This window comes from Methylobacterium sp. J-026 (genome assembly GCF_022829585.1).
Taxonomy (GTDB): domain Bacteria; phylum Pseudomonadota; class Alphaproteobacteria; order Rhizobiales; family Beijerinckiaceae; genus Methylobacterium.
Window position 1 is genome coordinate 1 of record NZ_JAKSYC010000115.1, and the last position, 14455, is coordinate 14455.

11 protein-coding genes are annotated in these 14455 nt (G+C 70.5%); 7 read left to right on the forward strand and 4 right to left on the reverse strand.

Features of this window, described 5'->3' with window-relative positions:
• Positions 1-532 precede the first annotated feature (532 nt).
• From hpnA to MKK69_RS11260, 6 genes are all read left to right on the forward strand, one after another.
• Complete coding sequence (hpnA, locus tag MKK69_RS11235; protein WP_243967912.1) at positions 533-1561, forward strand: hopanoid-associated sugar epimerase; 1029 nt, start codon at positions 533-535, stop codon at positions 1559-1561.
• Positions 1558-2484: a squalene synthase HpnC gene (gene hpnC / locus MKK69_RS11240; RefSeq protein ID WP_243967914.1), complete on the forward strand. Its 927-nt coding sequence runs from the start codon at positions 1558-1560 to the stop codon at positions 2482-2484. Before hpnA ends, hpnC begins: the two co-directional genes overlap by 4 nt.
• A complete protein-coding gene (hpnD, locus tag MKK69_RS11245; RefSeq protein WP_243967915.1) occupies positions 2481-3332 on the forward strand; it encodes a presqualene diphosphate synthase HpnD in 852 nt (283 codons plus the stop codon). Before hpnC ends, hpnD begins: the two co-directional genes overlap by 4 nt.
• The gene (hpnE, locus tag MKK69_RS11250) at positions 3332-4633 is read left to right on the forward strand and encodes a hydroxysqualene dehydroxylase HpnE (RefSeq protein WP_243967916.1); all 1302 of its coding nucleotides are present in this window, start codon (positions 3332-3334) and stop codon (positions 4631-4633) included. The genes hpnD and hpnE overlap by 1 nt, the downstream gene beginning before the upstream one ends.
• A 43-nt stretch (positions 4634-4676) precedes the next feature.
• Entirely contained in the window at positions 4677-6674 is a 1998-nt protein-coding gene (gene shc, locus MKK69_RS11255) for a squalene--hopene cyclase (protein ID WP_243967917.1), read from the forward strand.
• A 228-nt stretch (positions 6675-6902) separates the two neighbouring features.
• Positions 6903-7601, forward strand: coding sequence for a phosphorylase (locus MKK69_RS11260; protein WP_243967918.1), 699 nt, complete (start codon positions 6903-6905; stop codon positions 7599-7601).
• Positions 7602-7766: 165 nt separating this feature from the next.
• Here MKK69_RS11260 and MKK69_RS11265 read toward each other — a convergent pair whose 3' ends face one another.
• Complete coding sequence (locus MKK69_RS11265) at positions 7767-9308, reverse strand: Do family serine endopeptidase (protein ID WP_243967919.1); 1542 nt, start codon at positions 9306-9308, stop codon at positions 7767-7769.
• A 288-nt stretch (positions 9309-9596) separates the two neighbouring features.
• On the opposite strand from MKK69_RS11265, the gene MKK69_RS11270 reads away from it, so the two are divergent.
• The gene (locus tag MKK69_RS11270; protein WP_243967920.1) at positions 9597-9974 is read left to right on the forward strand and encodes a hypothetical protein; all 378 of its coding nucleotides are present in this window, start codon (positions 9597-9599) and stop codon (positions 9972-9974) included.
• Between the two features lie 499 nt (positions 9975-10473).
• Here MKK69_RS11270 and MKK69_RS11275 read toward each other — a convergent pair whose 3' ends face one another.
• The 3 genes from MKK69_RS11275 to MKK69_RS11285 all read right to left on the reverse strand — a co-directional run.
• Positions 10474-13191: a valine--tRNA ligase gene (locus MKK69_RS11275; protein ID WP_243967921.1), complete on the reverse strand. Its 2718-nt coding sequence runs from the start codon at positions 13189-13191 to the stop codon at positions 10474-10476.
• A 111-nt stretch (positions 13192-13302) separates the two neighbouring features.
• Positions 13303-13827, reverse strand: a complete 525-nt coding sequence (locus MKK69_RS11280; protein WP_243967923.1) for a PopZ family protein — start codon at positions 13825-13827, stop codon at positions 13303-13305.
• Between the two features lie 197 nt (positions 13828-14024).
• Positions 14025-14455, reverse strand: a 431-nt coding sequence (locus MKK69_RS11285) for a TolC family protein (RefSeq protein ID WP_243967924.1), incomplete at its 5' end; no start/stop codon positions are given.

Genomic DNA, 14455 nt, shown 5'->3' on the forward strand with positions numbered 1-14455 from the left:
CGAGGAGCGCCCTGTCACCGGCTTTCGCAACCTGCCGAGCATCGTCCGGATCGTCTCGGCTGAGTGGACCGCCTGGCTGCGCTTGGCCCGGAAGGGATCCATCCCTCAGGGGGGAGGGTGCAAATCCCCGCAGCGCACGCCTACTGAAGTTCTAGTCCTGTCAAAATCGGGGACGATCCGGAGCGCGTCGCGGTCGCGGCTCTCAGGGCCGGCGAGTTCGGCGTCGAACCAGTCGAGCGCCCAGTTGAACGGCACCGGATCCGGCCAGGCGAAGGCCGAGACTGCGGCGCGGACACCTATCAGGACCACGACAGCCCGGAGAAGATGTACGCCGAGGCCGGGCTCGATGCCGCCGCCATCGTCAGGATGGCGCTCGATACCCTGCCCGAGCGGAAGGAGGGCCGGTCGCACCTGCGGCTCGCCTGAGGGCAGCGCCCGGGCCGCGGCTTGCTGCCCGGGCAGTTCGATGACACAAGCGCGGCGCGACGGGACTCCCCGAACGCGCTCCTATTCCGCAACCTCCAGATCCGTGATGGCAGAGGCCATATTCCCCGGCTCTACCGAGGTCGGCCCCGTGCTGATCACCGGCGCGAGTGGCTTCCTCGGCTCGGCCCTGGTCGACGTGTTCCGCCGGGCCGGCTTCCCGGTGCGCATCCTCGTGCGCGCCACGAGCCCGCGCCGGAACCTCACCTGGACCGACGTGGAGATCGCCGAGGGCGACATGCGCGACCCGGCCGCCGTGGCGGCGGCCCTGCGCGGACAGCGCTACCTGATCCACGCCGCGGCCGATTACCGGCTCTGGGCGCCCGATAGGGACGAGATCGTCCGCACCAACCGCGACGGCACCCGCCTGATGATGCGCGCAGCCCTTGAGGCCGGGGTCGAGCGCGTCGTCTACACGTCGAGCGTCGCCACGATCCGGCCGCCCGCCGACGGGGCGACGCCCTCCGACGAAACCATGCCGCTGACGCCGGAGACCGCCATCGGCGCCTACAAGCGCAGCAAGGTCGTGGCCGAGCGGGTGGTCGAGGAGATGATCGCCCGGGACGGCCTGAAGGCCGTGATCGTCAACCCGTCGACGCCGATCGGACCCCGCGACGTAAAGCCGACGCCCACCGGCCGGATCATCCAGGAGGCGGCTCTCGGCCGGATGCCGGCCTTCGTCGATACCGGCCTCAACCTCGCCCATGTCGACGACGTGGCCGAGGGTCATCTCCTCGCCCTCCGCAAGGGCCGGATCGGCGAGCGCTACATCCTCGGCGGCGAGGACGTGTTCCTCTCGCAGATGCTCGCCGACATCGCCGGCATGGTCGGGCGCAAGCCGCCAACCGTGAGGCTGCCGCGGGCGGCGGTCTATCCGGTGGCGTTCTTCGCCCAGCTTGCCGCCCGGGTCACGGGCCGGCAGCCCTTCGCGACCATCGATGGGATCCGCATGTCGCGCTACCGCATGTTCTTTTCGGATCGGAAGGCCCGCGCGGAACTGGGCTACACGGCACGGCCCTACCGCGAGGGCCTGTCCGACGCGATTCACTGGTTCCGGGAGGCGGGGTATCTCGCATGAGCACCCTCGACAGCGCCACCGCGGCCCGCTCCGGCAAGGGGCACCGCGACGAGAACTTCCCGGTCGCCTCGCACCTGATCCACCCGCATCACCGCGGCGCGATCCTGGCGTTCTACGATTTTGTCCGCGCCGGCGACGACGTGGCCGACCATCCGGACCTGTCCCCGGAGCGCAAGATCGAACTCCTCGACCGCTTGGCGGATGCGCTCACCGGAGCCGGCCCGTCCGATCCGGAGGCGGCCCCGCTCAAGCGCGAACTGGCGAGCCGCGTCCTGCCGCCCCGCCACGCGTTGGAACTCCTCGACGCCTTCCGGATGGACGCCCGGAAGAACCGCTACGCGACCTGGGACGAGCTGCTCCACTATTGCCGCTATTCGGCGATGCCGGTGGGGCGCTTCGTGCTCGACGTCCACGGCGAGGATCCGATCCGGGTCTGGGGCCCGTCCGACGCGATCTGCGCGGCGCTGCAGGTGATCAACCACCTCCAGGATTGCGGCAAGGATTTCGCCGCCCTCGACCGGGTCTACCTCCCGCAGGACGCCCTCGACCGCCACGGCGCCACGGTGGCGATGCTGGGCGAGAATACGGCGCCGCCGCAGCTCCAGGCGGTGATCCGCGAACTGGCGCAGAAGTGCCTCGATCTCCTCGAGGAGGGCGCGGTCCTGCCGGACCTGATCGACGACCTGCGCCTCTCGATGGAGATCGCCGCGATCCACCGCCTCGCCGTCGTCCTCGCCCGCGGCCTGCTGGAGCGCGATCCGCTCTCGGAAAAGGTCCACCACAGCAAGCGCGCCTTCGCCCTCACGGCGCTCGGCGGGGTCGCCGCGACGCTGGCGCGCCGCCCCTTCCGGGGCCGGGTCGTGCGGGCCGCCGACCGGGGACTCCGCGCGCAGCGCAGCCGCGCGCAGGGAAGCCGCCCGTGAGCGCCACCGCGACCCCCGCCGCCGCCGGGGCGGAATCCGCCCCGGCGCTGCCGGCCGCCGGCTCCTCCTTCTACACGGCGATGCGCCTGCTCCCGAAGGAGCGGCGGGAGGCCATGTACGCGGTCTACGCCTTCTGCCGGGCCGTCGATGACGTCGCCGACGACGGCGGTACCCGGGCCGTACGGCAGGCCGAGCTCGACCGCTGGCGGGCCGATATCGACGCGCTCTATGCCGGCCGTCCGGTCCCGCGGGTCCGCGACCTCGTGGAGCCGGTGCGCCGGTTCGGCCTGAAGCGCGAGGATTTCCAGGCGGTCATCGACGGCATGGCCATGGATGCGGTCGCGGACATCGTCGCCCCTGATGCCGAGACCCTCGACCTCTATTGCGACCGGGTCGCGAGCGCGGTCGGCCGGCTGTCGGTGCGGATCTTCGGCATGCCGGAGGCGGACGGGATCCGGCTGGCCTGGCACCAGGGCCGGGCGCTCCAGCTCACCAACATCCTGCGCGACATCGACGAGGATGCCGAGCGCGGCCGCCTCTACCTGCCCCGGGAGAAGCTTTTCGCGATCGGGCTCCCGGAGCCGACCCCGGCCGCTGCGATCGCGCATCCGCGCATCGGTGAGGTCTGCGTCTCCCTGGCCCGCGAGGCGGAGGAGCATTACCAGGCGACCTGGGAGATCATCCGCCGCAGCCCCCGGAAGGCGACCAAGGCCGCCCGGCTGATGGCCGCCGCGTATCATCTCTACCTGAAGGCGGTGATCGCCCGCGGCTGGGCGATGCCCCGGGCCCGGGTGAAGCCCGGCAAGCTCGCCCTGCTCGGCGTCGTCCTCCGCCACGGCCTGATCTGATGGGCATTGTCCACGTCGTCGGGGCCGGCCTGGCCGGCCTGTCCGCCGCCGTCGCCCTGGCCGAGACCGGCACCCGGGTGGTTCTGCACGAGGCCGCCAAGCAGGCGGGCGGGCGCTGCCGGTCCTACTACGACCCGGCGCTGGGCCTGACCCTCGACAACGGCAACCACCTGCTGCTCTCCGGCAATGCCGACGCGCTGGGCTTCCTCAAGACCATCGGCGCGCCCGCCGATGCGCTCACCGGTCCGGACGAGGCCGCGTTCGACTTCGCCGACCTCGCGTCCGGCGAGCGCTGGTGCCTGCGCCCCAATGCCGGGCGGTTGCCCTGGTGGGTGATGAGCCCGTCGCGGCGCGTCCCCGGTACCCGGGCCCGGGACTATCTCGCCCCGCTCGGGATCCTGCGGGCGGCCTCCGGCAAGCCGGAGGGGGCCGGCGGCACGATCGGCGCCCATATGGATTGCGACGGCGACCTCTACCGGCGGCTCTGGCATCCGGTGCTGCTCGCCGCCCTCAACACCGAGCCGCGGGACAGCGATGTCGGGCTCGCCGCCCGGATCCTGCGCGAGACCCTGGGGGCCGGCGGGAAGGCCTGCCGGCCGCTGGTGGCGGTGGAGGGTCTGTCCTACGCCTTCGTCGACCCGGCCCTGCGCCACCTCGCGGCCCGCGGCTGCGAAGTCCGGTTCGGGCGTCGCCTGCGGGGGCTCGACCTGGCGGAGGGCCGCGTCGGCCAGCTCCTGTTCTCGGACGGCGCGGAGACGCTCGGGCCCGACGACGGCATCGTGCTGGCGCTGCCGCCCTGGGTGGCCCGCGAGGTGTTGCCCGGTCTCCTCGCCCCGGTGGAATTCCGCTCCATCGTGAACGCCCATTTCGCCCTGGCGCCGAAGCCCGGCAGCCCGCTCGTCCTCGGCGTGGTCAATGCGCTCACGGAGTGGCTGTTCGCCTATCCGGACCGCTATTCCGTGACGATCAGCGGTGCCGACCGGCTGCTCGACGTGCCCCGGGAGGACCTCGCGCGCCGGATCTGGTCCGAGATCGCACAGCTTTGCAATCTTGCACCGGAACTGCCCAGCTGGCAGATCGTAAAGGAGAAGCGTGCGACCTTCGCGGCGACGCCGGCGGAGGCCGCGCGACGCCCGGCGGCCGGAACCGCCTACGACAATCTCGTCCTGGCAGGCGACTGGACCGCCACCGGCCTGCCATCGACGATCGAGGGAGCGATCCGTTCGGGCATGACTGCCGCGCGCGCCCTGCGCGCCGGATCGGTCGCGCGCTCCGGAACCCGGGCGCGCGGCGCAGCTTGAGGCATAACGTCCGCCGCGAGGGGGTCGTTCGAGGTCGAGGACTATGAGAGAGGCCGTTAGCAAGGTCGAGGCGCTGCAGCGCTCGAAGACTCAGGGGATCTCGCTCGACGATGTCGAGCGCGGCGTCGCGCATGCGACGCGTGCCCTCGCAGCCCTGGCGCAGGACGACGGGCATATCTGCTTCGAGCTCGAAGCGGACGCGACGATCCCGTCCGAGTACATCCTGTTCCACCAGTTCCGCGGCACGCCGGTCCCCGACGGCCTCGAGGCGAAGATCGGCAATTACCTGCGCCGCACGCAAGGCCGGCACGGCGGCTGGGCCCTCGTCCACGAGGGGCCCTTCGACATGAGTTGCACGGTCAAGGCGTATTTCGCTCTCAAGATGATCGGCGAGGACATCGAGGCGCCGCACATGCGCCGGGCCCGCGAGGGCATCCTGTCCCGCGGCGGCGCGGCCAACGCCAACGTCTTCACCCGGTTCATGCTGGCGCTCTACGGCGAGGTGCCGTGGCGCGCCGTGCCGGTGATGCCCGTGGAGGTGATGTTCCTGCCGAAGTGGTTCCCGTTCCACCTCGACAAGATCAGCTACTGGGCCCGCACCACCGTGGTGCCGCTGTTCGTGCTCCAGGCGACCAAGCCCCGGGCCCGCAACCCGCGCGGCGTCAGCGTGCAGGAGCTGTTCGTCACGCCACCCGAGAGCGTGCGCTCCTGGCCCGGTTCCCCGCACGCGACATGGCCCTGGACGCCGATCTTCGGCTTCATCGACCGGATCCTCCAGCTCGTCGAGGACCGGATGCCGCGCAAGAGCCGGCAGCGCGCCATGGAGAAGGCCCGGGCCTGGGTCAGCGAGCGCCTGAACGGCGAGGACGGCCTGGGCGCGATCTTCCCCGCCATGGTCAATTCGGTGCTGATGTACGAGGTGATGGGCTACCGGCCCGATCACCCGCAGGTCCGCGTCGCCTGCGACGCCATCGAGAAGCTCGTCGTCGAGAAGGCCGACGAGGCCTATGTCCAGCCCTGCGTGTCACCGGTCTGGGACACCGCGCTGGCCAGCCACGCCCTCTTGGAGGCCGGTGGCCCCGAGGCCGAGGCCCAGGCCCGCGCCGGGCTCGACTGGCTGAAGCCCCGCCAGGTGCTCGACATCGTCGGCGACTGGGCGGCGCGCAAGCCGAAGGTCCGGCCGGGGGGCTGGGCGTTCCAGTACGCCAATCCCCATTACCCCGACCTCGACGACACCGCCGTGGTGGTGATGGCCATGGACCGGGCGATGCACCAGCACGGGCTGGTGGCCGGCATGCCGGACTACAAGGCCGCCATCGCCCGCGCCCGGGAATGGGTCGAGGGGCTGCAATCGGAGGACGGTGGCTGGGCGGCGTTCGACGCCGACAACAACCACATGTATCTCAATCACATCCCGTTCTCGGACCACGGCGCGCTGCTCGATCCGCCGACCGCGGACGTCACCGCCCGCGTCGTCGGCATGCTGGCCCAGCTCGGCGAGACCCGGGAGAGCTCCCGGGCGCTGGACCGCGGCGTGAACTATCTCCTGAACGATCAGGAGGAGGACGGCTCCTGGTACGGCCGCTGGGGCATGAACTTCATCTACGGCACGTGGTCGGTGCTCTGTGCCCTCAACGCGGCCGGGGTCGATCCGGCGGATCCGCGGATCCAACGGGCGGTCTCGTGGCTGATCCGCATCCAGAACCCGGATGGCGGCTGGGGCGAGGACGCCAACTCGTACAAGATCGATCCGGCTTTCGAGGCCGGCTCGTCCACCGCCTCGCAGACCGCCTGGGCTCTGCTGGCCCTGATGGCGGCCGGCGCGGTCGACGATCCGGCCGTGACCCGGGGCATCAACTTCCTCACCCGGACGCAGGGCGCCGACGGGTTCTGGAAGGAGGAGCGCTACACCGCCACGGGCTTCCCGCGGGTGTTCTACCTGCGGTATCATGGCTACCCGAAGTTCTTCCCGCTCTGGGCGATGGCGCGCTACCGCAACCTCAAGCGCGCCAACAGCCGACGCGTGCAGTTCGGCATGTGATGCGACGGGGCCGGTCCTGACGGGCCGGTCTCTCGCTCCACCGGATCGCAGCGCGTTCGACCGTCCCGGTGACCGACCCGCGAGCCCGGTATCCGACACGTGGCCTCCACAGACACCGACCCCGTGGGATCGGGCGAACCCCGCCCCGCGGCGGATCCGAGGCCCGCGTCACCGCCGCGGCGTGCGCGCCTGCTTGCGGACCTCGCCGGACTGGTCCACCAGCGCGCCATGATCGATCCCGCCGCCCCCGTCCTGGCCGTCACCGGCCTCGCCCGTGAGCGCCGCATGGCCGCTGGAGACGGGGTCGAGGCGGTGGGCGCCGGCGGCAACCCGCATCGCCTGCGCCAGCTTCTCGACGCACGTATTCCACCCGGCTGCCGGGCCGTGGTGAGCTTCGGCATCGCGGGGGGGCTCGATCCGTCGCTGAAGCCCGGCGATGTGGTGGTGGGCACCGGCGTGGTCGGCGAGGAGGGCCGCCGGGCCGCCGATCTCGACCTTTCCGCCGTGCTCCTCAACATCCTGTCGGGGGTCGGACCCCGGGTCATCCCGGCGGATCTCGCCGGGGTCGATACGGCGATCCTCGCGGTGGATGGCAAGACGGAACTGCGGGCCGCCACCGGCGCTGCGGCCGTGGACATGGAATCGCACGTGGCCGCGGCCTTTGCCGGCCGGCACGGTCTGCCCTTCGCGGCCCTGCGGGTGATCTGCGACCCCGCCGGTCAGGCGCTGCCGGCCTTCGCGGCGGAAGCGCTCACGGCGGATGGCGAGCCCGATATCGCCGCGGTGTTCTTCGCCTTCGCCCGCGGCCGGGCGCGGCTGGGCGACCTGATGCGCCTCGCCCGGGACTCGAACGCCGCCTTCGCGGCGCTCGGCCGCTGCCGCGCCCGGCTCGGCCCGGGGCTGGGAATACCGGCGGCAGGGGGCTGAGACGCCGCAGACGCGTCGTCACTGAGAGCGGAGCGAAGCCACCCGGCCTGTGGAAGGCGGGCGGGCATCGAGTCACGAAAAAGCGCCGGCCTGTTCAGCCGGCGCGAGTCGGAGGTCGCCACGAGACGGCGCGGGGCCGAAGCCCCGCGCCGGGAGGACCCGGCCTCAGCCGGCTTTCTTGCCGAGCGAGACCGCCACGAAGCGGGTCTGGCCCTTGCTGCTCTTCACCCGCATCAGGACGGCCTTGCGTCCGTTCGACTCGGCCGCCCGGATCTGCGCGGCCACGTCCGCGGGACGCGACACGTTCTGCCCGCCGACGTCGAGGATCAGGTCGCCCGCCTCGATGCCCTTGGCGGCCGCCGGCCCGTCGGGATCGACCTGGACCACCGCAACGCCCTGATCGGACAGGCCGACCTCGCTCGCCGGCGCGAGCTGCAGGCCGAGCCGCGGCTGGCCGTTGGCCGAGTCGTCATCGCCGCGGCTCGCCACCTTGGTACCGTCGGTGGGCATGGCGCCGAGCGTCACCGTGGCGGTGTCGGACTTGCCGCCGCGGAGGTAGCCGAGTTCGACCTTGGCGCCGGGCTTCATGCCGGCGATCTTGCGCGACAGCTCACGGGCGCTGTCCACCGTGTCGCCGTTGACCTTCTCGATCACGTCGCCGGCCTTGAGCCCGGCCTGCGCGGCCGGGGTGCCATTCTCGGCGTGGTCGACCAGGGCGCCCTTGGCCTTGTCGAGGCCCAGACCCTCCGCGATGTCCTGCGTCACCGGCTGGATCTGGACGCCCAGATAGCCGCGGGCGACCTTGCCGTCGGTGCGGAGCTGATCGACCACCGCCTGAACGGTCTCGGCCGGGATCGCGAAGGCCAAGCCGACGCTGCCGCCCGACGGGGACGCGATGGCGGTGTTCATGCCGACCACCTCACCGTTGACGTTGAAGGTCGGGCCGCCCGAATTGCCCTTGTTGATCGGGGCATCGATCTGCAGGAAGTCGTCGTAGGGGCCGGCGCCGATGTCGCGGCCCCGGGCCGAGACGATGCCGGCTGTCACAGTGCCGCCGAGGCCGAACGGGTTGCCGATCGCCACCACCCAGTCGCCGACCTGCGGGGCGGCCTTGCCGAACTGAACGTAGGGGTAGTTCGAGCCCTCGTTGATCTTCAGGAGCGCGACGTCGGTCTTGGAATCCTTGCCGATCACCTTCGCGTCGAGGGTCCGGCCGTCATCGAGGGTCACCTGCACGGTCTTGGCGTGATCGACCACGTGGTTGTTGGTCACGACATAGCCGTCGGCCGAGATGATGAAGCCGGAGCCGACCGCGCCGCGCGGACCCTGGTGCTGGGGTTGCATGCCGCCGGGGCCGTTCTGGCCGAAGCGCTTGAAGAACTCGCGCAGCTGCGGCGGCACGTTCTCCAGATTGCGCCCCTGCCCTTGGCCGGGCCCCTGGCCGTCCTCGTCGTCGCCGCTCGCCGAATCGTCGAGCTTGACCTTCACCGAGACGACGCCCGGCTTCACCTTGTTGACGATGCCGGCGAAGGAGCCCGGCGGATGCTCGGGGGCCTCGATCGGCGTCTTGGGCAGGGCCTGCGCGTAGGCCGGGGTGACGGACGGCAGGGCGACGCTGCCGAGGGCGCCACCGGCGATCAGGGCGGCGGCGGCCACGGAGGCGAGGGCGCGGCGCGTGGTGCGGCCTGCGGGACGGGTCTCGGTCATAGGGGGCTCAACCTCTGGGGACGGATCTGGACGACGCCGGGTCACGCGGCGGTCGATGCGATCGGTCTAGAGGGCGGCCCCTGACCCGGGCGTGGCGGTCAAATTACGGTTTGGACATGTGCGGGGCACGGGCGCGTCGCGGGATTCCGGCATTGGAAAATCCGAGGCGCGTGCCGCTTGTCACCTGCGCATCCGGGAAGATGAATTAGATTGTGACGAGCCCCGGCGGGGCGCCGTAAGCATCGACCCAGTCGATCACTGCGGTGCGAGACGCGTGAGGATCCGGAAATGAAGACGCTGTTGGCGGCAGCCATACTTTTGGGTTCGACGGTCGGATCGATGGCCGCCGACGGCTATTCGGATTATCGGCGTTACTTCGACGCCGGCCCGGCTCCGAATGCTCGAATGAATTCGAAAACTTCCAAGACGAAAAATCGTTCGATCGAAGACGTCGATGATCGGCGTTACGACGATGGCGTCGGCGCCACGAATCCCGATACCCTCAAAGCCGGTTACAGGAACCGGGCCGGGATCTATGTGCCGCCCGATTATTCCACCCATCCGCGCGGCTCGTCGGGCGACGGCTTCGGAAGCTCGATCGATGACTCGTATGGCAGCGTCAGCGCGCCCAATCCCTTCGCGGGTACCCTCGGCACCCGCCCGTGAGGCGGCTGCCCGGTCCCGACGCCTCAGTGGAGGGCTTGGTACGACAGCCCGCGCCGATCGCTAACGGCGGACAGGCGTCGGTCGCGCGTCCAGATCCAGGAGCCGGGCATCAGTTTCGCCGAGGCCACGAGATGGGCATCGACTGGATGATGATCACCGTTGGGGGCGTCGGTGCGTTTCGGCTCTGGCGTTCGGATCGCGTCCGTCCAGCAGGATCATGCGCCGGGGCGCGTCACCCTGGATCAGGGCGCGCAGAGCCTCGCGGACGATCTCTGACGTTCCGATATCCCAGTCGAATGCTGAGCCTTCGGCATCAAATCATTATCGAGGTTGATCGTCGTACGCATAGCGTTGTCCCCCGCGTGGCCTCAAAAATAACCGCGTGTGATGCGGTTATCCATGCCTCGTTGCACCCGTCGACACCCCGGCGGTGAGCCGCCAAAAGGTCGCCAGCCGAGGGACATCGACGCGGGGAACGTTCCTGAGCCGATCGTGGCGATCAATCTCCGCTCAACCGCGCCAGCGCCTCCTCGATCTTGGCGAGCCGCACGGCCTCGGCCTCCCGGCGCTCGCGGTTCTCCTCGATGATCTCCTCGGGGGCGCGGGCGACGAAATCGGCGTTGCCGAGCTTGGCGTCGATCTTCCTGATCTCGCCTTCCGCCTTGCCCTTCTCCTTCGTGAGCCGGGCGACCTCCGCGGCGAGGTCCACCACGCCCTCCAAGGGCAGCGCGGCGACGCTGCCGCGCACCAGAAGCTGAACCGAGTTCTTCGGCGGCGTTTCCGTAAACGTGATCTCCGACAGCCGCGCGAGGCGCAGCAGCGTGTCCCGCCACGCCGCGACCCGGGCCCGGACCTCGGGAGCCGCGCCGACCATCACCAGGGGAATCTGCGCCGCGGCCGGCACGTTCGTCTCGGAACGGGCCGAGCGGACCTGGGTGACCAGATCGACCACGAAGCCGACCTCGGCCTCGGCGGCCGCGTCGGCGAGGCCGCCGAGGTCCGGCCAGGCGGCGAGGGTCAGGAGGCCACGGTCGGGCAGGCCGGCGCCCTTGATCGCCCACAGCTCCTCCGTGAGGAACGGCATGAACGGGTGCAGGAGCTTGGCGACCTGATCGATCAGGAACGCCACGCTCGCCTGCGTCTCGGCCCGGACGGCCGGATCGACGCCCTCGCCCTGCAGCACCGGCTTGGCCAGCTCCAGGTACCAATCACAGAAGATGTTCCAGACGAAGCGATAGGCGGCACCCGCCGCATCGTTGAAGCGGTAGGCGTCGAGCGCCGCCGTCACCTCGTCCACCGCCCGGGCGGCCTCGGTGAGCGCCCAGCGGTTGATCGCCCCGGTTGCCTTCCGCGGGTCGAAGGCGGGATCGAGATGGCAACCGTTCAGCTCCGCGAAGCGCGCGGCGTTCCAGAGCTTGGTCGCGAAGTTGCGGTAGTCCCTGACCCTGTCCTCCGACAGCTTGATGTCGCGGCCCTGGACGGCCAGCGCGCACAGGGTGAAGCGCAGGGCATCCGCCCCCATCTTCTCGATCAGCTCGAGGGGATCGACGACGTTGCCCTTCGACTTCGACATCTTCGCACCCGACGCGTCCCGCACCAGGGTGTGCAGGTAGACGGTGTCGAACGGGGCCCGGTCGGTGAGGTGCAGGCCCATCATCATCATCCGGGCGACCCAGAAGAACAGGATGTCCTTGCCGGTCACCAGGGTGTTGGTTGGGTAGTAGCGCGCGAGTTCCGGGGTCGAATCCGGCCAGCCGAGCGTTGAGAACGGCCAGAGCGCCGAGGAGAACCACGTGTCGAGGACGTCCTCGTCGCGGTTCAGCGTCACCGGCCGGCCGTGCTTCGCCTCGGCCTGGGCCAGGGCCTCGGCCTCGCTCTCGGCCACGAAGACCGCGCCCGCGTCGTCGTACCAGACCGGGATCTGATGGCCCCACCAGAGCTGGCGCGAGATGCACCAGGGCTCGATGTTGGTGAGCCACTGGAAGAAGATCTTTTCGTAGTTCTCGGGCACGAACTTCGTCTGCCCGTCGCGCACCGCCTGGAGGGCGCGCTCGGCCAGCGGCTTGACGTTCACGTACCATTGGTCGGTGAGATAGGGCTCGATGACCACGCCGGACCGGTCGCCGTGGGGCACGGCGTGCGTGTTCGGCTCGATCAGGCGCAGGCGCTCACGCGCCTCCATCAGGGCGACGACCGCCTTTCGGGCCTGCGCCCGGTCGAGGCCGTGAAGCGCCAGGGCCTCCGGCTCGGGCGAGGTCCCGTCGAGGAAGGCGGCGTTGCCGTCGAGCAGCATCCGCCCCTCGGGGTCGAGCACGTTGATCAGGCCGAGCCCGTGCCGCCGGCCGACCTCGAAATCGTTGAAATCGTGCGCCGGGGTGATCTTGACCGCGCCGGTACCCTTCTCCGGGTCGGAATACTCATCGGCCACGATCGGGATCATGCGGCCGACCAGGGGCAGGCGCACGCGCTGGCCGACCAGCGCCGTGTAGCGCGCGTCCCCGGGATGGACCGCGACGCCGGTATCGCCCAGCATCGTCTCCGGACGCGTGGTCGCCACCGTGATGATGGCGCCGGTCTCAGCGCCGGCCTCGTCGACGACGGGATAGTCGAAATGCCAGAGATGGCCCTTCACCTCGACCTGCTGGACCTCCAGGTCAGAGATCGCGGTCTGGAACTTCGGATCCCAATTCACCAGCCGCTTGTCACGGTAGATCAGGCCCTGCCGGTGCAGGTCCACGAAGGTCTTGAGCACGGCGCGGCTCAGGCCCTCGTCCATGGTGAAGCGCTCCCGCGACCAGTCGCAGGAGGCGCCCAGCCGCTTCAGCTGATTGACGATGGCGCCGCCGGATTCCGCCTTCCAGGCCCAGACCTTTTCGAGGAAGGCCGCGCGGCCGATCTCCCTGCGGCCCGGCACATTGGCCTGCGCCATGCGGCGCTCGACCACCATCTGGGTGGCGATACCGGCGTGATCCGTGCCCGGCTGCCAGAGCACGTCCTTGCCGCGCATGCGCTCGAACCGGCAGAGCACGTCCTGGATGGTGTTGTTGAGGGCGTGGCCCATATGCAGCGATCCCGTCACGTTCGGCGGCGGGATCACGATGCAGTAGGGGGGGGCGCCGGCGCGCTCGGGCCGGCCGGCGCGGAAGGCCCCCGCCTCGTCCCAGGCGGCGGAGATCCGCGCCTCGGCGGAGGCGGGCTCGAAGGTCTTGTCCATCATCGCGGATACGGGTGGCGCTTGTCCAACAGGGTTGGACCCGCTTTCGACCGTCGGGCCGCTCCCGTCAACACGCCGGCGGCGGCGCGACGCCCGCACCGCCGGGGACAGGGCTCAGCGGCCGCGCGAGACCCGCTCGATCTCGGCGCGCACCAGCCGCTCGACCACGGCCGGCAGGTTGTCGTCGAGCCAGGATTTCAGCATCGGCCGGAGCATCTCCTTGACGAGATCCTCCAGGGTCCGGGCGTTCTGGGTCAGGACGGTGTGGGCGAGCAGGTTGAAGGCACTGCCGACGCTGGCATCGGTCGCCGGCGAAACCAGGGCCTCGGGTGCCGGCTCGGCCGGCCGCGGCGCCTGGACCGCCGCCGGCGGGGGCGGGGGCGCGGGCGGCGGTGCGGGTGGCTCTGGAACCGGCTCGGGCTCGGGCTCGGCGAAGGCCGGCGCGTCGAAGTCGATCGTGTCGAAATCGAGCGGCTCGGGCTCCGGCACGACGGCGCGGGGTCGCGCCACCGGCTGGGCGACCTCGGCGAGGTCGAGCACGTCATCCGGCTCCGGCTCCGGCTCGGGGGCGACCTCGACCGGCTTGGTGGCCTGGTCGTCGGCGATGATCCTCCGGATCGAGGCCAGGATCTCTTCCATCGAAGGCTCCTGCGCCTTATCGGCAGCCTTGTCCTGGAATTTCGAGTCCGGGATTTTGGGGCTAGCTGCACTCATCGGCAGGTGCACTCGGGCATGGGAGACTGGAATGTGACCCGAACGGGTCGGTGTTCAATCAGTATTCCAGGCCGTTTCACCGCGGCAAGCGCGCCCGCAACACACTCCCCGTGGAAAAGGCGTCAGCGCCCGTCGGGTGTGCGCAGGCCGAACCACAGATCCTTGACCTGATCGTAGTGAACCTTGGCGCTGTAGTACTCGACCGGCAGGGCCGTGAATCGGGCGGTGAGCTGTCCGATCGCCTGGACCACGCCGTAGGAGTAGATCACGCGGTCGCGCTGGGCGACGATCAGGTTCACCCGCGAGGTCAGGAGTTCCTGCTGTGCGTTCAGCACGTCGAGGGTCGTGCGCTGGCCGACGCGGGCTTCCTCGCGCACGCCGTTCAACGCCACCTCGTTGGCCTGGACCTGCGCCTGGGCGGCGATGACCTGCGCCTTGGCGGCTTCGAGCCGGCCCCAGAAATCGACGATCTGCGCGCGCACCTGGTCGCGGACCTGATCCACCTGGATGCGGGCCTGATCGACCTGCTCCTTCGCCTGCCGGATCTGCGCGT